The organism is Bradyrhizobium sp. ISRA430, from assembly GCF_029909975.1.
GTDB lineage: Bacteria > Pseudomonadota > Alphaproteobacteria > Rhizobiales > Xanthobacteraceae > Bradyrhizobium.
Genome location: NZ_CP094516.1, coordinates 7,265,509 through 7,288,336, shown reverse-complemented (window position 1 = coordinate 7,288,336; position 22,828 = coordinate 7,265,509). Strand labels below are relative to the sequence as shown.

The window sequence follows — 22,828 nt, the reverse complement described above, 5'->3', positions numbered from 1 at the left end:
AATTGAACGGGGTCACCACGACCACCGTCCCAGCGGCACATCGCTGGCCCGGCGGACGGGACCAGCAGCTTGTAAGAGAAGTTCAGGCCGTCTTCGCGTGTCCCCATTCGAACGATGTGCCGTCGACCCAGATGCAGTGCAAAATCACGCGGGCTTTCGGGCGGTGGCGTGATGGTCATCTCGGTTCTTGAACCGACAGCTATCGTAGCCGGACTCGACAATGTCGCGGTGACCGGTCAATCGGTCGAGCAGCCGTGGTCATCTTTTGGCACCCGGGAGGACCTTGTCCATTCGGCAAACGGCTGGTGGCGGTGATCAGCATTGAACGACGCTAGTACGTGCACTGACGAGTTCGAACAGCACTTGTTCCAAATCCTCGCCAGCGTCGGTCTCGGGCGTCGACCTTCCGAGCCTAAAATCGAGGTTCTTGGCGGACGACTCGATACGAGCTGATATCAACGGGTGAGATGGACCCGCGAAACGGGACTGCTTCAACCGGTTCTCCAGATCCTTTCTATCACGCTGCCAGAGACTCTGTCTGCTGCAGTTGCTGTGGGTATGTGGTCAACGCGTCAGCGTGGTCCACCATGTCCACAGCCTTCGCGGCCTGCATCCGTTCACGCAAGACCGCCATCGACGCATGCGCTCCGTCTGTCAAACGGAGCAGCCCCTTCCAACTAAGCACGTGGTCCCAACATCGGGGCATCTCGTCGATGCTTCCAGTCGGTGGCTAGCGCTCGTCCGCCTCATTGGGCACCGGCATTGCTGCGACAACCCGAGAAGCCACCGATGGCGTTGGTGGATGCGCTCGAACAAGCCGGGCCGGCTGACCTTTCATCGACTTTCTCTTACGCTAGGACAGCAGTGCTACTTATCTGACGATCGAAGATGATCGACCAGTTGCCTGCTAGTGAGCGGCAACCCAGCGAAGTCTCTTGATACAAGGTTCAGACTGCGCATAGCCCAGGGCTCTCGAAGCTTTACACATACAAGGTCGCCCACACTCCGCTCAAAGTTGAATGCTCGACGGGGCATGATCCCGACGCCCAAGCCGTTTTGAATCATTCGGCACATTGCATGTGGACTTGTTACTTGAATGCTACTCTGGATGTGGCGGTTTGCAGCGGCCGCCGCATCGCGCATAGCAAGCGCGATCGAGCTGTTCTTATGCAAGCTGACGTGGTCGAAGGCCAAGGTCGCGCCGAAGGACACCGTACTTTGCCGCGCAAGCGCGTGTTTCCGCGGCACCACTAAGACGAGTTCATCATTTCGATAGCGGACTGTTTCCAAGCCCGGGGACGCCGGAATTATACTCGAGCTACAGATGCCAAGGTCCGCGGCGCCCTCGGCGACGGCTCTAACGATGTGAACACTGAGATGTTCCTCTACGTCGATCTTCACTTTTGGCTGCAAAATGAGGAAGGTACCGAGATCTTCCGGAAGATACTGAATAATCGCCGAAAGGTTGGCCTGAATCCTGACATGTCCTCGAACACCGTCACCATACTCGCTGAGATCGATCTGCATCTTTCGGATGTTAAGCAGAATGGCACGCACGTGATGGAGGAGTGCCTCACCAGCAGGTGTAACGTTTACGCCTCTTGTATGACGATAGAGCAACTGCGCGCCGATGACCGCCTCCAGGTCAGTAAGCCTCTTACTGATTGCGGAGACCGCCAGCGATTCCCGATCTGCCGCCCTACCAATCGAGCCCAACTCGCAAACGGTTACAAACAGCTGAAGCGAACGGATATCCATACGCCGCGCGAATGATCGGCCTGACAAGCGCACCATGCGAGCAATCGAGGATGTCGGCTGTTATTTACGAGGCTGCGCACTGACAGAGCAAGAGCAACTATGAACCTATGAGCGTCCAACGCTCGTCCGATTTGGACGCCGGCACCAATTGAGTTAGGCGACTGCGGTGAAACCTCGCAACTGCCGTCCAGGCAAATCCGCAGCCGCCTGCACTATCTTGCAGCATCTTCCCGGAATCACCGCTCCGCCAGCTCAGCAGCAACTAAGGCTTTAATGTCCTCATCCGAGATGTGTTTCTTCCGATCTGCCAACGCCTTAAACTGTACAAACGCGCGTTCAAGTACATGCTCTGAGTGCCCGTAGCCAAGCTCTTGCATTTTCCGTGCGAATGCACGGCGACCCGAGTGTTTTCCCATAACGAACGACGCGCGCTCCACACCAACGCTCTCCGGTGTCATTATTTCGTACGTCCGGGCGTTCTTCAACATGCCATCTTGATGAATCCCGGCTTCGTGCGCGAACGCATTCCGGCCAACAATCGCTTTGTTGTACTGAACCGGAAATGAGGTCACCTCGCTTACTAGCTTGGAGGCGCGAGCAAGCATCTGAGCGTCAATATTAGTCCAGTAAGGCAGTATATCGTTACGAACCTTAATGGCCATGACGACTTCTTCCAAAGATGCGTTGCCCGCGCGTTCGCCGATTCCATTGACCGTGCACTCGACCTGTCGGGCGCCAGCGCAAATTCCGGCAAGTGAGTTCGAGACTGCCATCCCAAGATCGTTGTGACAATGGACTGAAAACTTCGCCTTATCGGAGTTGGGTACGCGATCCTGAGCCATTCTAATCATAGCGGCGTATTCCTGAGGCATGGAATAACCAACGGTGTCTGCCAGATTGATCGTACTCGCTCCGGCATTGATTGCCGCCTCGATGCACCGGCACAGAAAGTCGTGCTTGCTGCGCGTCGCATCTTCGCAGGACCACTCTACGTCGTCGGTATGAGTTCTCGCCCTTGTTACTTGAGCGCTTACCAACTCGTAAACCTGCTCCTCGCTCATCTGAAGCTTCCATGTCATATGGATTGGCGAAGTGGAAATGAACGTACTAATGCGGCCGCGCTTTGCAGGCCTAATAGCCTCAGCGCAACGATCTATATCTTCTAGCCTAGCCCGCGCAAGTCCACATACGACTGCGCATTTTGCTTGCTTGGCAATCGCATGTACCGCTTTAAAGTCTCCTTCCGATGCGGCCGGATATCCCGCCTCTATGACGTCAACCCTCATTTCATCAAGCGTCTCAGCTATCTGGAGCTTTTCATCGAGGCTCATTGTGGCTCCTGGCGCCTGCTCACCATCACGCAATGTCGTGTCGAGCACAATGATTCTTTCTTTCTCAGCCGACGACGTCATAGAAGTCATGGTATCGTCCTTCTTTGTCAGTTGTATTTTTGTGAAAACAGTCTCGAGGACTGCTCAGCTTGCAAGAGAACACTTTCACGCCAACTTGCACCGGCTCGCCGCATCGGCGTTGGCCGCACCAGGCGCCAATTGTGCGCTCGACCGCATCTCCCCTCAATTCTACTTCCGCAACTAATGGCGAGCCCCGCTTCTTTTGCTATTGAGGGACGCTACGATGCGGACGTTGTGGCGCATACTACCAATGTTGCTAGCTCTGCCCCATTCGGGCAAGCAAGCAGATGGCGACCTGGTACTACGTATTTAAGTTATGGCGAGCGAAGCCATAGAGGCAAGAATAAGAAAGAAAAAGCCACCTTGCCGCAAAGCACCGTGCATATGCTCCGACGATTGAACCGAAAGACTTCAGCGTGCTTCGCACTACTGACCTGGATTGCCAGCGTTTTCTTCGTGATGATATGGCCGCTGATCTGCTGTATCGTCGCCATTGAAGTACATATTCAGGGGTGGGGCCATATCACTACAGACGTCGCGGTAACAGCCAGAGATCGGGGTTCGTTCTTCCATGCAACAAATCACGAAGGGAAATTCGTGCTCGGCACGCGGTGGAGAGGCGCGTCGGAGGCGGCGACAAGGACGAACCGTAATTTCCCATTGCATGCCGATCCCTTGCCGGCTGGTCATGCTTGATCATCGACTATGTGCTGTTCATCTGGGATCGAAGATCAATTGCTTGAATTGGTAGTTGATCGCGACCAGAATGTCCGCATTTCATAGAGAATTCGCAGCCGCCGCCCATATCAGGCGGCTCCACAATTATCGGAGAACTTCAAGGCACCAGTTCGCTCAACGATGGTCGATCGAGTTCACTCAGCGACAGCGTCGATCTGGCACTCTCTAAGGTGTTTGAACGCCTTATAGGTCGATCTGCGCTCTTAGGCGATAAAGATCTTCGATAGTCGCTCGATCAGGGCCCCGCATTGCGGTTCCCTCCTTACGCGGACATATCGGATCTGTAATAGCGCAACTCAGCTACTGAACTGGGACACCATGATGGTTCTAGTTTGAGGACGTCGTCTGCCGATGAGTGTCTGCGAGATGCTCTTGGGCCGGCGCACCTCTCAGGAACATAGCACACTGAAACCAAGCTCTCACATTCGGCAAGAGCATCGAAAGCGAAATGTCGTCCAGCTGCCAGGATCTCCGGAATGCCAATTATGAAATCAGAAGTAACCACTTCGAGTAAGGAATACATCCGCAACCGCGACGCCTACACTGACCGCATCTCCGATCTTCGGCGGCGCCGGGCCGCGGCTGCGATCGGCGGACCCGAGCGGGCGCGCAAGCTTCACAAGGCACGTGATCAGCTCTTGCCGCGCGAGCGCATCGCGGCCTTGATCGACCCCGGATCACCATTCCTCGAATTCTGCCAGCTGGCCGGTGAAGGCATGTACGAGGGTGTGCCGGGCGGCGGCAGCATCATCACCGGCGTCGGAATGATCTCGAGACGCCAATGTATGATCATCGTCAATGAGCCCACTATAAAGGGAGGAACCTATTACGGCATCACATGCAAGAAGCACGTCCGCGCTCAACGCTTCGCCTGGAAGCACCGCCTTCCGTGCGTAACTCTGGTCCAGTCGGGAGGTGCCAACCTGCCCGACCAGCCCAACATTTTCCCCGATGACGGCCAGTTCGGCTCCATCTTCTATAACCAAATCAGAATGTCCGCCGAAGGTATTCCGCAAATCGCGATTGTGCACGGCCCCTCCACCGCCGGCGGCGCCTATATCCCCGCACTCTGCGACGAGACGGTTATCATCCGAAACCAAGGCGCCATGTTTCTGGGAGGTCCGCAGCTCGTCTACGCGGCAACGCGCGAGGAGGTCGGAAGCGAAGCGCTCGGCGGCGGCGAAATGCATAGTCGCATCAGCGGCGTAACCGATCACCTTGCCGAGAATGACGCGCACGCAATTGCCATCACTCGTGAGATCGTGGCCAATCTGGGCGAGGTTCCCCGGCAGAGGTGGACGGTCGCCCCCGTACACGAACCATTGTTCGACCCAGCGGAAATCTACGGCCTGATCAGCTCGGACCCTCGCGTTCCCACCAACAACCGCGACATCCTCGCCCGACTGGTCGACGGCAGCGAATTCCACGAGATCAAACCGCTCTATGGCGACACTCTAGTGACCGGCTTCGCGCGGATCATGGGCTTCGAGATCGGTGTCCTCTGCAACAATGGCGTGCTGTTCTCCGAGAGCGCATTGAAGGCGACGCACTTCATCGACCTCTGCTGTAAGCGGGCCATTCCGATGCTGTTCATGGCCGACGTCACTGGCTTCATGGTCGGCCACGAGGCCGAGGAAGGCGGCATTACCAAGAACGGAGCCAAGATGATCACTGCAATGGCCAGTGCCAACGTGCCGAAGTACACGCTGATAATTGGCAACGCCTATGGCGCTGGATACTTCGCAATGTGCGGGCGAGCGTTCCGGCCGAACGCCATGATGATGTGGCCTAATGCCCGTTCCGCGATTATGGGCGCCGACCAGGCGGCCACCACGCTCGAGATGGTCAGGGACAAGGTCCACAAGCGCGAGGGAACAACCTGGACGAGCGCCGAACGCGAGACCTATATGGCCCCTACTCGGCGCGCATTTGAAGACTTCGCCAATGCATACAACTTCGCCCGCAATACATGGTGCGACATGGTGATCGATCCACTTGAAACCCGCCAGGTGATGGCGCTGCTGCTCGATCTGGCCGGCCGCATTCCGCATCGGCACACCAACTTCGGCGTGTTGCGGATGTAGACCCAGGAGTTCCACCGTGTTCAAGAAGATATTGATCGCCAGCCGGGGTGAAATCGCCTGCCGCATTGCGCGCAGCTGCCGCCGTCTCGGCGTCGCGGTGGCGGGTGTCCATTCCGCCGCGGATGCCGACGCCTTGCATGTCAAGACCATTGGCGAATCAATCGAGATAGGTGGCGCCCCGGCTTCAGAAAGTTATCTGCGAATCGATACCGTGATCGCCGCCGCCAGGACCACCGGCGCCGAAGCCATTCATCCGGGTTTTGGCTTCCTAGCCGAGAACGCAGCGTTCGCTCACGCTGTCGAAGGTGCCGGCCTCGTGTTCATCGGGCCTACGCCGGACACTATCAAACGCCTTGGCGATAAGGCGTCTGCGAAACGCGAGGCCGTTGCGGCTGGCATTGCCACGGTCCCCGGCTGCCAATCTCCCAGCGAGGATCCCGCCGAAATCGAAGACGCAGTCCGCCAACTCGAGCTGCCGGTCATGCTGAAGGCTGCAGCCGGTGGCGGCGGCAAGGGCATGCGGGTCATCTCATCTATTGATAGAATTCGCGAGGAAATTGAGTCCGCGATGCGCGAAGCCAAGAATGCCTTCGGTGACGCCTGCCTGATCGTCGAGAAGCTGATTCAGCGCGGCCGGCACATCGAGGTGCAGATCGTGGGAGATGGCCACGGAAACGTGATCCATCTGTTCGAGCGCGAATGTTCGCTCCAGCGCCGTCACCAGAAGCTGATCGAGGAGGCGCCGGCGCCCAACCTGCCATCTAGGCTTCGCGAGCGCATGCTTGAGGATGCCGTCCAGCTCGGTCGCCGGCTCAAGTACCGGGGTGTCGGCACCGTCGAGTTCCTCGTCAGCGGCGCAGACTACTATTTCCTCGAAGTCAACCCCCGGATTCAGGTTGAGCATCCCGTGACCGAAATGGTTACCGGTAAGGACATCGTCGAGCTCATGCTCCGCATCGCAGCCGGTGACGGGCTTTCGATCGCACAAGGAACGGTGATATGCCGCGGGCATGCGATAGAGGCTCGCATCTGCGCGGAAGACCCGAACGACGGCTTCATGCCATCCACCGGAGAGGTTGCGCACGTCAGGTTTCCCTCTGGTGATATACGCGTCGAAACCGGCGTCGAAAGTGGTTCAATCGTTACGCCCTACTATGACTCGATGCTTGCTAAACTCATTGTGCATGCCGATACTCGCAACGAGGCACTAGATCGGCTTCGTCGTGCGCTTAATGAGACATCGATCTTCGGCGTCACAACCAACAGAGAGTTCCTCGGACGGTTAATCGCGTTACCCGAGACGAGGAACGGAACATTCCATACGCGCTTCATTGATGACCAGGTCTATGGATCGAATGAGGTCCATGATAGCGACACCGATACGCTCGCGATGGCAGCCTATTTCTGGATGATGCGTCAACGGGAGACTGGATCCAAACGACCGTGGCTGTCCAGGGAGCTGACCGGCTGGCACATGGCGTCGGACGACGACGGAATGGCGCCGATCCCCATCCTGTATCTCGATAGCGCAGGAAAGCGCGCGGAGATCCGCTTCGCACCGATGCAAGCCGACAACTGGATGTTGATCGGCGTGAATGAGGCCAAGGTTGCAGTGAGACTGTCGGCGCTCGGTGACGACAGTTTTATAGCCGCGATAAATTCACGCCGCGAGATCGTACGTATATTTCCACGGGACAACGCCATCTACGTCCACGATCCTCGTCGGGCTCGCGCCTTATACGTAGTTTCCTATCTAAAATACCTCCATACGACTCCGGAAGTTAGCGGCGAACTGCGAGCCCCGATGACGGGCGTGGTGCTGAAGGTCAACATCAACGTCGGCGCGCGCGTGAAAGCAGGCGACGCGGCGATCATCATGGAATCAATGAAGATGGAGTTCCGCATTGTAAGCGAGGTGGATGGCACCGTGACTGCAGTCCACTTCAAACCTGGCGATACTGTCCATCGGAACGCGATCGTTGCCGTCGTCGAGCGCGACCCGGTTCTGGTGGTTTAAGCTACTCACGACTTTCAGAGAGCAATGTCTTGCGCTCGGAAGCTTGAACCACGTCCGCATGACGATCGCCGTCTTGCTCGATGAGCTGAACAGAGTTGAAGCACTACGCGGCTCGCTCGAACGTTTCCATTTGCTTCATCAGTTCAGGTCAAATAGCCTGCATCCTGATGGCTCTTAACCCGACCCATTGAAGGAACGCGGGATAGATCAGCGCCGAGTAGCTGAGGGCTATCGAGCGAGCTGGATGGGCATCGACTTCGTGCATGACATGACGGCTGTGAATAGATCCGGTACGCATGGGTATATCTTTATGTGAGCCGATAACCCATCAGCGGCCCTGCCACTGAGACGACGGCTTTTGCGCGAATGCACCGGGTTTCTCCCGCGGGCTCTCGCTAAGTTAAGGGAACCCGAAGAGGTGTCCCTCCGCGCGCAACGCCGCACATGGGCCATGTCGGTGGAAAGGTACACGAGTTCGCGGGTCGCCCGCATCGTCAGGAGCGCTTTGGCGGCTATTCTCAAGGCCAGCCATAGCCGCGACCCGCAATTCTCGCTGCGGCACCATTGGCGTTGACGTATCCAACTCGAGCGCCCGGTGCGCATTGAGAGGCGAGCCGATTATCAGCAGCTCCATCACGATGCGCTGCATGTGGATCAGTGGGATGGCATGCCGCGGCCAACCCTCGCTCGGTCATAGCGAGAGAAGCGTTGTCGCTCGCCACGCAAAGGTCGCATATCTGCGTGAAAAGTCAGCCACCGGCGTACGCCGCCGACCGGCCGACAGCGATCACGCTTGGCGCCGACAAAGCCTACGACGCAGAAGACTTCGTCAACGAGCTGCCCTCGATGAACGTCACACCGCATGTTGCACAGAACACCAGCGGCCGCAGCTCGGCGATTGACGGACGAACGACCCGGCACGGCCGGCTATGTCATCAGCCCGCGCATCCGCAAGCGGATCGAGGAGGCATTCGGCTGGATCAAAACGGTCGCCGGGCAAGAGAAAACCAGCTTCCGTGGCCGTGATCGCGTCGCAAGGGCCTTTACCTTCGCTGCCACCGCCTACAATCTGGTGCGGCTGCCCAAGCTGATCGCGGAGACCGGTTGATGGCCAAGGTGCCCGGCTTCGCCAAGGCCTTCGTCGGCCGCTGGCGCATCGTCGAGATGGACGTCTGGGACAACGGCTTTCTCGACCTCGTCGAGGAGGCGCATCTCACCTTCCAGGGCAAGTCCGATGGCGAAATCTCCTTTGGGGCTCTCAAGGGCTTCCTCGACCTCCGCTACGGCGCGCGAGACGGATCGGCCTGCGCCGAGTTCTCATGGAAAGGGCACGACGAGAATGATCCGTCTTGAGGTCGCGGATGGGCTATGATCGGCACTGCGGGCAGGCTCGTCGGCCACTTCTACATCCACAATGGCGACGACTCAGCCTTCGTTTGCGAACGCGGATGAGTTCTTCAACAGCCTGCTAGAGCGAACTCAGATCGTGATCTCATCATCTACTGGGGACGGTTTGCCTCTTGCTGGGCGCGGGGCCGTTACGGCATCTACATCCCTGCCGTGGTTGAAGGAAAGACTGTATCCAGCTTGCCCTAGCGCGCATAACGGGTCGACTGCGCCCGTTGCCGCATAAGATGTGTGGCACGCCTATGCAAGGGCTTTTCAGCTATGTTTGAACGAGTTTGATCCCCGAGTTTCGAAATAATGACGTTCTCCTGAATCAATTGACACGCACTCTGAGCGTAGTTCCAAATGCGGAAGATGGCCGTTCGTGGCGTTCTCGCTACTGGAATTGAGCGATCCTTCCTTGAATAGCGCTTGCTGCAACTGTGTATGGGCTCGCCAGCCAGACTTGGCCCGGTCCTGATCGACCTGGATAGTTGCGGTTAATGGCACTTATGGTCACTTGCCCCGCATTTTCCGATTGGCCTGGCCCGCAATTAGCGCATGCACCGCAGCCAGGCATGAGCAGGACGGCGCCAACCTGCCGAAACGTCTCGAGGAAACCGCGGTCCGCACAATATTGATAGACGTCGAGAGTGCCGAACTGCAGGAACAGTGTAGTTTCGGCAGCGACCCGTAAGCCGTGGTCGAGACCCCATCGAAGGACTTCATGATATGCATCGAAGTCGCTCCGCTTCCCCCCCGTGCAAGATCCTCCATATGCAATGTCGATCTTTACTGGCGCGGTCAGTTGTGTAACCGAAATTCCGTTACCAGGATCACCCGGGCTAGCGATCATTGGGGACAGCGCCCCTGCTTCAACCCTAATCCTTGCGCGATAGCGTGCATTAGCGTCGCTGGTCATCCATGGCTTGATACGGAACTCGATTTCGCGGCGGTCCCGGAGGAAGGCTACCGTCTGTTCGTCCGGCGCGACTATGCCCGTGAAGCCTCCAAGCTCAGCGACCATGTTCGTGAGTGTCGCGCGCTCGTCCACTGGCATCGATCGAACCGTGGAACCACAGTATTCGAAGACGCAACCCATACCCATTCCGGCGCGCATGTCAGGTTGCTGCAGTAGATGGAGTGCAATATCCTTTGCGGTAACCGCATGAGGAAGTAAGCCATCGATCTCAACACGGAGTGTTTCGGGAACTTTGCATCTCACATAGCCGGTAACCCAGCTATTGGCCATCTCGGTTGCGCCCACGCCAAAAGCCAGACATCCCAGGGCACCGGAGTGGGGGGTATGGGAATCTGTCCCGACGACGATTTGTCCCGGCAGCGCATACCGCTCCGCCATAATTGCGTGAGAGATTCCTTCTGAACCCGTGCCGTCCTGCAAAGCTTCATGGGATCGAACAGGATATAGCCTCGTAAATCGATGGTGGCCCTCTTCCAGCTCGGCCACACCGTCAAGCAAATCGTCATGCTGATGTGTGACACTTTGATGCGCGAGAACCAAATGGTCGTGAAACGCGACAACGCGATCGGGGTTAAACAGCGGCGCCGGCTCACCAAAGGCCCTGTGCATGAAGTGTGCGGCCATTCCAGTGAAGTAGTCGTGGCTGAATCGCCAGTCGGCACTCACGAAAATGCCGGTGCCGGGTTCAAGATGACATGTTTTCGGGTGGAGGTGGCGCTCAAGGATCTTCTCAACCAGTGTTCTCGGTGAAACCGCGTTTGTATTCCCTTGTTGAACAACAGGTAGCTTCCAGACCTGTGCTCGTGCGTAGGGCAATAATCCACCCGCCCGGACTATGCGGCAGGTTAGATCGTCGCGCCCTTGAAGAAATTCCTCAATCGGAATCGGATCGCCCGCTTCTATGCTGTCAATGAGCGAGTAGTTTGTGCTCGTGAGAATACCGAGGTTGTCGCAGTTTTGCTGGTAGATTTGCTCGAAGCTCTCGGCGATGACCAAACGTATGCCAGCGTGAAGCTCGGCTAGAGGACTCGATTCTCGCGACGAGCCTTTTCCGTAACGCCGGCCCGCGACCGTTACAGCAAAGCCTCCACGGCGTATGTCATCAACGCCGATCGGTCGCTCGCCTCGGGTTTCGAAGCCGACGTAGGGATATTGTCCGAGCTTATCGTCAAAGGAGAACATCACAGTAACCGGCGTAATCTCATCGGTCGAGATATTGTCCCGCAATTTGCCGGCACTGGTTATGCTCAACGATTTCCCATCTAGCTGCGCGAGAACAAGCGCGGGATCTTCTGTTAGGAAGAGTACGCGGCCATTGATGCGGACGAGGTTATCCGCGGGCATATGCGAGTGGCTCATTAGCGAAGCTTAGCGGGAGACCTGCAAATCGGCGCGACGAAAATGACGAAGCCCCTCTTCTCGAGAGACGGATTGCGAAACTGCACCGTAAATCCGGCTTGCCGCCTCACCATTCTACGAAAAGCTTTGGGCGTGCCGCTGCAAGCATGAATTGGACGGCTCGACGCTGCTAACTATCGACTCGCGCTTGTGCAACGATCTGTCGAGTCCGCAGCTTTTAGGGAGTAGCTCGGTATTACAATCGTGTTCGGCCATTGATCAGAACGTACCGGCGCTATAACTCGTCGGCGCATTCAAGATGTGTCGTTGCGCGTGCCGCCGAGGCGCGCTCCTGCATTGGACCTGAAGCTCCTCGACCAAGGGACGGCTCAGCGTCTGCCGCACCTGAAGGCGCTCCTCGACACTCTTGCCATTGATGGAGCGTTCGATCTCGAACAGCGCATCGATCCGCCTCACGACCTCGATCGCGATCGGCGAGAGCGGGATCTCCTTTTTGCCAGCGGCTTAGCGCCGGGCATTCTCTTCGCTGTCCGCCATGGCATAGAACGCGCGCCGTCCGTGCGAACAGCATGCAACCTCCCGGATCGGGCCAGGCTGGCGTCCCGCCAGAGCTGGTTGTACCCGTCCTACGCGTCGGCCTGCAGGATGCCGGCATAGCGGGCCAGATGCCCCTGAGGATGCTCGCCCTTGTCGCGTGAGTAATTGTCGCGCGGCAATCAGGGTGACAGTTCAGGATGAGAGAGCTTCGCCGGGCTCGTGACGAGGGGAGGGCGTAGCCCGACCGGAGTTACGGTCCCGGCGCCGGCGCGGTCCACAGGGGGCCGCGCCGACTGATGATCGCGGCCGGCTGGTTATGCAAGTGGTTCTTCCGCCAAGAGGAATCACTCGCTTGCTAGGCCGACACGTTACCGATCACCAGATGAGGCTCTACATGAAGTACCGTCAGACCGATACCCCGCCGGTAGCCGCCGCCAAGGCGTCGTTCAGCACGTCAACCGCTTATCGGATCGAGAAGGATCCCCGCCTTCCATCGCAGAAGAAGGGCGCCCGCAGTCCTCGCCGGCCGGACCCGTTGGCCAGTGTGTTTGAGACCGAGGTCGTGCCGATGTTGAAGGCGGCCCCGGCGCGCAGGCTGTCGCGATCTTCGAGGAGATGTTACGCCACCCTGAGCTCGGGGCTGGAATCCGCCGCGCGCAGGAGCGCGGGATCCGCGCCTGGCGAGCAATCCACGGCGCGGAGCAGGAAGTCATCTTCCGCCAGACCCACGACGTGGGTCAGGTCGGCCTGTCTGACTTCACCCACATGGGCGAGCTCGGGGGCAGCATCGCGGAGGTGCCGCTCGATCATCGCCTCTATCACTTCCGGCTGGCCTATTCCGGCTTTGAGCACGCCCATGTCGTGCTCGGTGGCGAGAGCTTCGTCGCCTTGGCCGAAGGACTGTAGAATGCTCTATGGTCGCTCGGCGGCGCGCCACGGGAGCATCGAACCGACAGTCTGTCGGCCGTCTTCTGCAATCTGGACCGGAATGCTCAGGACAATCTGACCCGGAGGTACGAGGACCTCTGCGCCCATTACGGCATGGAGCCTTCCCGCAATAATCGCGGCGTCGCCCATGAGAATGGGACGATCGAGAGCTCGCATGACCATCTCAAGCGGACGATCGCCGATGCGCTGCTGTTGCGCGGCACTGCCGACTTCGATGATCTTGTGGCCTACCGCGGCTTCATCGACGAGATCGTCAGCCGCCGCAATATCCGCAACGCCAAGCGGATCGATCAAGAGCGCGCCACCCTGCAGGCATTGCCAGATCGCCGCACCTCGGACTACGAGGAGGTGGGTCCGGGTCACGTCCAGCGGCGGCTTTACCTTGCGCAAGGTGTTCTAGACCGTGCTGTCACGCCTGATCGGCCACCAGCTGCGGGTGCGGCTTTACGACGATCGTCTCGACGTGTTCGTCGGCGGCACCCATCTCGTCACCCTGCCGCGTGGGCGGCCGCATCCCAACGGCAAGCACGACCAGGTCGTCGATTATCGACACGTGATCCATTCCTCGCGGCGCAAGCCAATGGCGCTGCTCTATCTCGTCTACCGTGATCGGCTGTTCCCGCGCGATGCCTATCGCCGAACCTTCGATCGCTTGCGCGAACGGCTGCCGGACAAGAAAGCCTGCCGACTCATGGTCGATCTGCTTGCGCTGGCGCACGAGCGCGGCTGCGAGGCCGAACTTGCCGGTCAGCTCGCCGCCGACCTGGACGCCGGCGAACTGCCCCGACCTCGGACGGCTGCGCGCGCACTTCGCGCCCGATCCTGCCCGTGTGCCGCAGGTCGTGGTGCAGCTTGCCCCGCTCGCCAGCTATGAGTATCTCATCGGCGCCAGCCAGACCGGAGACGCCGCACGAACACGGACTCAATCTGTTGATCAACGAGCTGCGGCTGCCCGCCATCAAGGTGCTGTGGCCGCAATTCGCCGAGCAGTCTGACAAGGAAGGTTGGCCGGCGGCCCGCTTCCTCGCCACCATTGCCGAGCACGAGATCGCTGAACGCGGCCGCCGTCGCATCGAGCGCCACCTTGTCGACCCATGCTGCCAGCCGGAAAGTCCTTCGACAACTCGACTTCGAGTCCGTGCCGATGGTCTCCAAGGCGCAGGTCACCGCGCTCGCCGCCGACGACGGCTGGCTGGGCAAGGGCGCCAATTTGTTGCTGTTTGGACCTCCCGGTGGCGCAAAGAGCCATCTCGCAAGTGCCCTCGGCCTCGCTCTGATCGAGAATGGATGGCGTGTTCTCTTCACCAGAACCACCGATCTCGTGCAGAAGCTCCAGGCCGCGCGGCGCGAGCTCAACCTCGAGGCCGCCATTTACCGCGCCTTGATCGCTTCGATCTCCTGATCCTCGATGACCTGCCCTACGTCACCAAGGACCAGGCCGAGACCAGCGTGCTGTTCGAGCTCATCAGCGCACGCTACGAGCGGCGCTCGATCCTGATCGCGCCCAATCCGCCCTTCGGCGAATGGGTTAGGTCTTCCCGGACCCCGCTATGACGCTCGCCGCCATCGATCGCCTCGTTCACCGCGCCACCATCGTCGATATGAACGGCGAGAGTTATCGCAGGCGGACCACCCTCGAACGAAAACGCGGACCTGGACGCCCGCCGTCAAACGCGACACACCAAAACAATCGCTGATTGACCCTCCGCCGCAATCAGAGCCAACAAAACTCTTGCGCGAGACAATCATCGCGGCAATCATCAGAGCTGGTTCCGGCAATCCGGACAGGGCGATAAGTGGAGTTTCTGCCTAACGGCGGGCAAGATTGGCGAATCAGGAGAGACGAGGAGCAGACGAACCCGCCGGCAACACGCACCGGCATTCAAGGCCAAGGTAGCGTTAGCCGCGATCAAGGACGAGATGACGCTGGCCCAGCTGGCTGAGCATTTCGACGTGCACCCGAACCAGCTCACGCAGTGGAAGTCCCAGCTTCAGGAAGCGGCGGCCGACGTATTTGGTGCTGGCGGTGACAACAGAACGAGCGAGCCCGCGGTGAAGGTGAAAACGCTGCACGCCAAGATTGGGGAGCTGACGCTGGAGAGCGATTTTTTAGAAGGCGCGCTCAGCAAAGCCGGCCTGCCGAGCGCAAAGCGATGATCGACCGTGAGCACGACCTGCCGATCACGAAACAGGCGGACGTTTTGAAGATCAGCCGTGGCAGTGTCTATTATCTACCGCGCCCAGTGGCGCCCGCCGATCTCGCGATCATGGGACGGCTCGACCGGCTGCATTGGACTTTCCTTTCGCCGGTTCGCAAATGTTGCGAGACCTGCTGGCTGCCGACGGGTGCAAGAGCGTCCGCCGGCATGTCAAACCGCTGATGCGGCGGATGGACATAGAGGCGCTTTACCGCCGTCGGCGCACCACCAAACCCGTACCGGGGCACAAGATCGATCCGTATCTGCCGCGCGGGATCGAGATCACACGCCCGAACCAGGTCTGGGCGATGGACATCACCTACATGCCGATGGCGCGCGGCTTCGTCTATCTCGCGGTGGTGCTTGACTGGTTCAGCCGCCGGGTGCTGTCGTGGCGCGTCTCGACCACGATGGAAGCCGCATCCTGCGTCGAGACGGTGGCGGACGCTCTCGCGCGCCCCGGCAAGCCGAGCATCTTCAACACCGACCAAGGCTCGCAGTCACGGGCGCCGCGTTCACCGGGGTGCTCGCCAGTCATGACATCGCCATCAGCATGGACGGCCGGGGCGCCTGGCGCGACGACGTGTTCGTCGAGCGGCTGTGGCGCAGTGTCAAATATGAGGGGGTCTATCTGCGCGCCTACGACACCGTATCCGACGCCCCTGCCTCGATCGGCCGATACCTCGCCTTTTACAATGGCCGGCGTCCCCACTCGAGCCTTGATCGCGGCACCTCGGATCAAGCTTACTTCAACCCGCTGCCGTTCCGCGTGGCGGCCTAACTCTGGCAGAAGCTCCACTTATCGACGCGGAATTGCTGTTCAGACAACCGAGACCATCTCTATCGCCGCGACACCGCCATCCTGGTTGTCGCGCGCTTCCCATACAGATTGTCGCGCTATAAGTATTAGAACATCGCTGCCGGCGGGTCCGTCCCCCCGTGGCCGGTCGTCCCGGACGTAGATCCAGCATTGCCCCGTATCGGTTTCGCCCTTGGCCAGCACCGGCACGGTCGGGTGAGTAGGCCGGAGGGATTTTACCTCTCGCAGAACCGGGGCGTGAGACTCTCGCCTCACCCGCTCCCAGCTAGGAAGCCACTCATCGAACCACTACAAGGATTACTGCGTATGACGCGCGCCTGCGGGCTAGGCGGTGTGGACTCTAAGGATTCCCTTTTGAGAGCAAATCAGATTCAAGGCTTCTTTTTGGGAGGCGGCCTTGGGTGTGATGGATCGTTTGGTGTTGAGCGACGCGGCTTGGGCACGAATGGCGCCGCTGATCATCGGCCGGCCTAACCAGAAAGGCTCGACCGGGCGTGACAACCGGATGTTCGTGGAAGGTGTGCTTTGGATCGTGCGTACGGGCTCTCCCTGGCGCGATCTTCCGGAGGTGTTCGGAGACTGGAACAGCGTGTTCCGGCGCTTCAGCCGATGGAGCAGCAAGGGTGTTTGGTGGCGGATCTTCGAGGCGATGTCCAATGATCCAGACTTCGAATATCTGATCGTCGATTCCACCATCGTCCGGGCGCATCAACACGCCGCCGGGGCGAAAAAAGGGGGTCTGAAGATCAGGCGCTTGGCCGCTCGCGCGGCGGCCTGAGCACGAAGATACATATGGCCGTTCGTGGTCTGGGATGTCCTGTCCGATTCACGCTCACCGCAGGCCAGAAGGGCGATGCACCGCAAGCCGCCGCATTAATCGAGGGACTGCCCGCCGAGGTCGTCATCGCCGACACGGCCTATGACGCCGATCATGTGCGCGAGGACATCGCCGGCTCAATACGCCTCGGCTCTCGGTAAAACGGCAAATTGCCAAACACTGGTGTCTTTGACGCTTGCGAGCGGCGACGTACCCGTGATGGTCGCGTTACGTCTCTTTCTGCCTGACAGTTGGACAAGCGACGAATCTCGTTTGAAGCGCGCTCGCGTGCCAGTCGAACATCGAACGCCACGGTCCAAGCCGGAGATTGCTTTGGCCGAGATTGACCGCGCGATAGCAGCCAACGTGCGCTTTGGATATGTGCTGGCGGATGCAGGATACGGCCTCAGCGCACCGTTTCGACAAGGGCTAACAGAGCGCGGGCTGGTCTGGGCTGTCGGAATCCCTCGGCACCTGAAAGTGTATCCGGTCGATGTGAAGCTCATTTGGCCGATTACCAAAGCCCGCGGCAAACCACGAAAGCACCACGTGCCCGATATCTTATCAATTGCGGCCGAGCAAATGCTGGCCGGCGCCAAATGGAAAACCGTGAGTTGGCGTAGCGGGACGAAAGGTCGGCTTAAAGCCCAATTTGCTGCGGTCCGTGTCCGGACCGCCGACGGCCCTCCGCAGCGGATATGGGATAAAGGTCAGCAGCATCTCCCAGGCGACGAAGCCTGGCTCATTGGCGAGCAACGTGCGTCCGGGGAGAAGAAATACTATCTGGCCAATCTTCCGGCGGCGACGGATCTGCGCACGCTGGCCGCCACCATCAAGGCACGGTGGATTTGTGAGCAGGCGCATCAGCAGTTGAAGGAGGAACTTGGACTTGATCACTTCGAAGGGCGATCATGGCAAGGTCTCCATCGCCACGCCCTGATGACAATGATTGCCTACGCCTTCCTGCAACATCGTCGCCTCGCATACGCGGGGCGGAAAAAAAAGAATCTACGGGCCTCCGCCTCAGCCAACCATGCCAGCCGTACGTCACGCCATCGTTGATCTCATCCTTCGGCCGCCGTCTCAGCATTGCCCATATTGCCGAAGGCAAATCCGTGAAAAACAGCGGCGAAAACACAATCTGCCAAAGTAGTGCTAGGCTAAAGACATGGTTCTGAATCAAAGACCACCAGCATTAGTAGGTTCGCTTATGCCGGCTTTCATGTACCTGAACATATGGCTCATTTTGGAGATGATCGCCGTGCAAGTTAGGTCACATCAAAACGTTCGATCGATACGCCCCCCAGACTGCCTAAGTAAAGCATAACTAACAGATCAAAGAAGCTGTTACTTAGTATCTAGCGCCGGTTGCGGTAGTACGGGGCCATGAGATGCCCCCATCTGCAAGACTCGGTCAGATAGTCGTGTCAGCAATTCGATGGAAAGATGCAGCTCGACGAAAGACAATGGTATGGCAATGAGAGGCCTGGTCAATCTATTGCAAGTTTCGCGCTTCCTTAATGTATATGACGCCGCAGCAGCTGAAAAGGGCATCAAACTGTCAATAGGATTCGACTTTCACGAATACATCCGGATCACTGGCTCCGCTTCAACAAAGGGGCCGACATATCCAAATTTCCAGCCAGATCGATCGCCAATCAAACCCGGCGACGGATATTGGATCAAAGGCGTCGACAAGGATGATGAGGTTGCCCTGTTAGAGGCTGCTCGACTTTATGATCTGTCGCGCACAAATTTTGCAGAACATCTTAATTCGCTGAAAGCCTTTTACGCTGAACCGACTGCACATGCGCATGCTTCGGACCGCTGTACTTGCACGGCACCTAGCGCGAGGAAGATAACAGGAAAAGTTGCTTATCATGGAGACCTTTGGGTCCGCAAAGACTTCAGAGGACAGGGCATAGCGAAGATCGCATCTGGGATAGCTCGCGGCGTGTCTTTCGCAATGTGGGCTCCAGACTTTATATGTGCCCTTGCACCGCGCTGGCGGATTGATAAAGGCGTTGTTGCGCAAAACGGATATGCGCATTGTGAACCCGGGGGATCTATACTGCGGTTGGTGGAATACCACATCGTTGATGAGGACTGGCTTGTTTGGGTAACGGGCGAAGAGGTGAGCAGCGAGATTTATTCACAATCAAAGTAAGTCATCTTGCCGATCAATTTTGCTGACTCAGAAAGGCTGCCACTCAAACCCTTGTATGCCGCGCTAAGGCTAAGGTGTCGGCGTGCATTGGGCGCTCCAAATTGGTGGCGTAGGTAAAGGATGCTGGCAAGTCATGCGCTACTTCGATTCGAGTGAAACTTTGTACAATGGCACGGAGTAGGAATGAAAGCGATGATTAGCAGATCGACAGGCGGTCCCGAAACGCTTGTTCTAGAAGAGGTCGACGATCCGGAGGCTGCCGTCGGCCAGATTGTCGTTCGCATCAAAGCCAGCGGAGTAAACTTTCCGGACGCGCTGATCATAGAGGACAGGTATCAATTCAAGCCAAAGCGACCGTTTTCTCCGGGGGGCGAATTTTCCGGCATAGTCGAAGCGATCGGCGGCGGCGTTTCATCGCTTGAACCAGGCGATCGCGTCATGGGTTTTTCAAGATGGGGGGCGATGGCGCAGAAAATTGCCATAAACGCGAGCCGATGTGCGGTGATACCAGACAAAATGCCGTTTGACGAAGCCTCCGTGTTCTTTTTGACCTACGGCACTTCCTACTACGCGTTGAAAGAGCGGGGCGACCTTAGAGACGGTGAAACTCTCCTGGTGCTTGGAGCCGCTGGTGGCGTTGGGCTTGCGACAATTGAGATTGGAAAAGCGATGGGTGCTCGCGTTGTGGCAGCCGTTTCTACACCTGCGAAGGCGAGAAAAGCCCGAGAGCACGGAGCAGATCGAGTGGTGATATATCCACCTGCGCCGTTTGATGCATCGTCCCAGAGAGATCTTGCGCGCCTTTTTAAGGCGGCTTGCGATCCGGACGGAGCTCACGTCGTGTGTGACGTTGTAGGCGGAAACTATTCAGAGGCGGCTTTGCGCGCGATAGCTTGGGATGGCCGTTTCCTCGTTGTAGGATTTACGGGAGGCATCCCACAGATTCCGCTCAATCTTCCTTTACTTAAGAGTTGCAAAATCGTTGGGGTGTTCTTCGGGCCGTGGCTTGACCGCGGTGTCGACCGTTTTAGTCACACCGCGGACGAGTTACTCGAGTGGTATGAAGCTGGCAAGCTGCGACCTTTCATATCGGCGCGCTTCCCCTTGGAAGAAGCGGGCAATGCCATTGCCCAACTGGCCACTCGAAAGGCAGTCGGAAAGATTGTCGTTAATATAGATTGAGTTCAGCTGCAGAGTCGACTGGCAAGATAGCTCGACGTCACTGCTGCATCGGTTCCGACCCGCGCTCAGGGGAATTCGTTCTCTGCTTGACGTCAGCGATACGCGATCCGCTTCGCCTCTTCGCCAAATCGCTAAAGGAGTTGCCTGCATGAGCTTGGATATTGATTGTGATGGGGCGACCCATGACTGCCCCGTCGCCTGACCTGAGGCCGGCAAACTGGACCATTTTTGGCTAGAGTTTTCGCTGCCGAATCCCCTCGGCTGGGAGGAGCGGATACCGATGAAGGCCTCGAAGTTTTCGGACGCCCAGAAGGCGTTTATCCTGAAGCAGGGCAACGACGGGATCCCGGTTGCGGATATCTGCCGCAAGGCCGGGATCAGCCAGGCTGACCTATTTCAACTGGAAGAAAAAGTACGACGGACTGCTGCCGACCGAGATACGCCGGTTGAAGCAGCTCGAGGACGAGAACACCAAGCTGAAGAAGCTGGTGGCGGACCTATCGCTCGACAAGGAGATGCTGCAGGACGTGATCCGCCGAAAGCTGTGAAGCCTGGTCGGAAGCGCAAGCTCGTCGACGACGTTTGTGGTGAGTGGCAGGTGTCGATCCGCAAGGCCTGCGCGGCTCTCGAGTTCGACCGATCGACCTATCATTACAAGTCTCGTCGCCCTAACCAGGCGGCCCTCGAAGCTCGGATCAAGGGGATCTGCCATGTTCGCGTACGCTACGGCTATCGCCGTGTCCATGTGCTGTTACACCGCGAAGGATGGCGTCACGGCCAGAACAAGACCCGCCGCGTCTATCGCGAACTGGGCCTGCAATTGCGTAACAAATCGCCAAAGCGTCGGGTCAAGGCCAAGCTGCGCGATGACCGCCGGCCAGCGACGCGGGTCAATGAGATCTGGGCGATGGACTTTGTCCATGACCAGCTGGCAACCGGCGGCAAGCTCCGGGTGCTCACGATCATCGATATCTTCTCTCACTTCTCGCCGGCGCTGGAGCCGCGGCTCACCTTCCGCGGCACCGATGTCGTGGATGTTCTGGAAAGGCTTTGCAATGAAGAGGGATTCCCTGCCACGATCCGCGTCGATCAAGGCAGCGAGTTTGTCTCGCGCGACCTCGATTTGTGGGCCTACCAGCGCGGTGTCACGCTGGACTTCTCACGGCCAGGCAAGCCGACCGACAACGCCTTTATCGAAGCCTTCAATGGGCGCTTTCGGGCTGAATGTCTCAATGCCCATTGGTTCCTGTCCCTTGCGGATGCCCAGGAAAAAGTGGAGACTTGGCGCAGATACTATAACGAGGAACGGCCCCACGGGGCGATCGGCAATCGACCGCCGATTTTGCTGCAAAAACACGTCGGCGCTACCAGCCCGTCAACGTGATCAGAGGCGCAAAACTCTAGTTCCAGCTGGTCCAAAGTTCGGTCTCGCTGCACGAAACCCAGAGACTCTAACTGCCGCGGGATGAAAATTCAGTGGCAGGTCAGGTGCGTTCAAATTCGAGATGACGTCCCTACTGTCCCCATCAGTCCACCGGACAAGCCTTTCAGCTGCGGTTGCGGCTGGCGAGAGCTGCAGCGAAATTGGCAATCTGCATGTGCCATCGCGCCTAGGCGAAGCGCGCGTAAAATGAACGTAGGAGGCGACGGAGCGGTCGGCTCGAATTGGAATGGACGTAGCCCTCGATCGTCTGCGGGCGCGCATGATCGTCGTAGTTCGTTTATTGCAGGCCTCGAAACTACGATGAGGCGAGCGCAAGGCAGTCACAGCATGGCAGACACACGAAAGAGAAAGCGGTTAATTCGGTTGCAACGTGTCGCACTAGTTATCATTAATCTCGGAAGAGCGCAGGCCATGCCGCGCAGAGCAACATATGTTCCGTACTCAAGCAGATCGAACAACAGCGCGTACCGGAATTGCTGCTGAGAAGCTCAGCCTGTCTCTATTGGTCCTCCGGAAATGTCTAGTTCAATTGAGAATGACAGTTCGACAATTGACTCGGGACGGTAGCCATTCTTTGCGAGCGCATATTTCAGCGCGTGCCGGCGCGTCAAGAACAACCCGCCGAACGCGCCGGTCTGCGAGCGCGCAACCCAGTTACCTCGGCAGTTCCTACCAAGAAAAACAATCGAGTCATAACAACTAGAATCGGGTATTTCGATGCATTTCTTAGTCATGGAAGTTGCACAACGTTCGCGTGGATCGCCCAAGAGTCACACTAAACGATCGGCCCCGCTTTACTGGCTCCGGCGGAAAAGGGTTAGTCAAGCATGAACCGGACTGACGCAATGCCAGTGGCGTTGGTCGTTAAGTGCGGTGGACACGATCGGAACTGGAGCGATTGCAGATGTCAAAGCTCCATGATGCTCAGAATTTCTGGTATATTCCGTCGAGCGAGTCCAGGTTTCGGCGAGAGGACCGT

At 58.2% G+C, this 22,828-nt stretch carries 7 protein-coding genes and 9 pseudogenes; 12 read left to right on the top strand and 4 right to left on the bottom strand.

Going from position 1 to position 22,828, the window contains the following annotated elements; translation table 11 throughout:
• Positions 1–867: 867 nt before the first annotated feature.
• Both MTX21_RS34370 and MTX21_RS34365 read right to left on the bottom strand, forming a co-directional pair.
• Positions 868–1,758, bottom strand: a complete 891-nt coding sequence (locus tag MTX21_RS34370; RefSeq protein WP_280968925.1) for a LysR family transcriptional regulator — start codon at positions 1,756–1,758, stop codon at positions 868–870.
• A 242-nt stretch (positions 1,759–2,000) separates the two neighbouring features.
• Positions 2,001–3,179, bottom strand: a pseudogene (locus MTX21_RS34365) (2-isopropylmalate synthase); the annotation flags it as partial.
• Positions 3,180–4,384: 1,205 nt separating this feature from the next.
• Between MTX21_RS34365 and MTX21_RS34360 the strand changes: the two are divergent.
• The 4 genes and pseudogenes from MTX21_RS34360 to MTX21_RS34345 all read left to right on the top strand — a co-directional run bounded on the left by MTX21_RS34360 (position 4,385) and on the right by MTX21_RS34345 (position 9,461).
• The gene (locus MTX21_RS34360; RefSeq protein ID WP_280968924.1) at positions 4,385–5,992 is read left to right on the top strand and encodes a carboxyl transferase domain-containing protein; all 1,608 of its coding nucleotides are present in this window, start codon (positions 4,385–4,387) and stop codon (positions 5,990–5,992) included.
• Between the two features lie 16 nt (positions 5,993–6,008).
• Positions 6,009–8,009 (top strand): biotin carboxylase N-terminal domain-containing protein, encoded by a 2,001-nt coding sequence (locus tag MTX21_RS34355; protein ID WP_280968923.1) that lies wholly within the window; start codon positions 6,009–6,011, stop codon positions 8,007–8,009.
• Positions 8,010–8,780: 771 nt separating this feature from the next.
• Positions 8,781–9,117: pseudogene (locus MTX21_RS34350) on the top strand (transposase); the annotation flags it as partial.
• Positions 9,117–9,461 (top strand): annotated as a pseudogene (locus MTX21_RS34345) (hypothetical protein). The pseudogenes MTX21_RS34350 and MTX21_RS34345, both read left to right, overlap by 1 nt.
• A gap of 331 nt (positions 9,462–9,792) precedes the next feature.
• On the opposite strand, the gene MTX21_RS34340 reads toward MTX21_RS34345, so the two are convergent.
• Positions 9,793–11,721: an aconitase family protein gene (locus tag MTX21_RS34340; protein WP_280968922.1), complete on the bottom strand. Its 1,929-nt coding sequence runs from the start codon at positions 11,719–11,721 to the stop codon at positions 9,793–9,795.
• 354 nt (positions 11,722–12,075) lie between these two features.
• Positions 12,076–12,437 (bottom strand): annotated as a pseudogene (locus MTX21_RS34335) (transposase); the annotation flags it as partial.
• Positions 12,438–12,589: 152 nt separating this feature from the next.
• Here MTX21_RS34335 and istA point away from each other — a divergent pair.
• The 8 genes and pseudogenes from istA (at position 12,590) to MTX21_RS34295 (ending at position 21,789) form a co-directional block, all read left to right on the top strand.
• Positions 12,590–14,216, top strand: a pseudogene (gene istA, locus MTX21_RS34330) (IS21 family transposase).
• A pseudogene (gene istB / locus MTX21_RS34325) lies at positions 14,152–14,918 on the top strand (IS21-like element helper ATPase IstB). Before istA ends, istB begins: the two co-directional pseudogenes overlap by 65 nt.
• Before the next feature lie 127 nt (positions 14,919–15,045).
• A pseudogene (locus MTX21_RS34320) lies at positions 15,046–16,200 on the top strand (IS3 family transposase).
• Positions 16,201–16,645: 445 nt separating this feature from the next.
• On the top strand, positions 16,646–17,017 hold the full coding sequence (locus tag MTX21_RS34315) for an IS5 family transposase (protein WP_280970887.1): 372 nt from the start codon (positions 16,646–16,648) through the stop codon (positions 17,015–17,017).
• Positions 17,018–17,031: 14 nt separating this feature from the next.
• A pseudogene (locus tag MTX21_RS34310) lies at positions 17,032–18,175 on the top strand (IS701 family transposase).
• Positions 18,176–18,533: 358 nt separating this feature from the next.
• Entirely contained in the window at positions 18,534–19,223 is a 690-nt protein-coding gene (locus tag MTX21_RS34305; protein ID WP_280968921.1) for a hypothetical protein, read from the top strand.
• Between the two features lie 183 nt (positions 19,224–19,406).
• Positions 19,407–20,405, top strand: coding sequence for an NADPH:quinone oxidoreductase family protein (locus tag MTX21_RS34300; RefSeq protein ID WP_280968920.1), 999 nt, complete (start codon positions 19,407–19,409; stop codon positions 20,403–20,405).
• A 280-nt stretch (positions 20,406–20,685) separates the two neighbouring features.
• Positions 20,686–21,789, top strand: a pseudogene (locus tag MTX21_RS34295) (IS3 family transposase).
• Positions 21,790–22,828 lie beyond the last annotated feature (1,039 nt).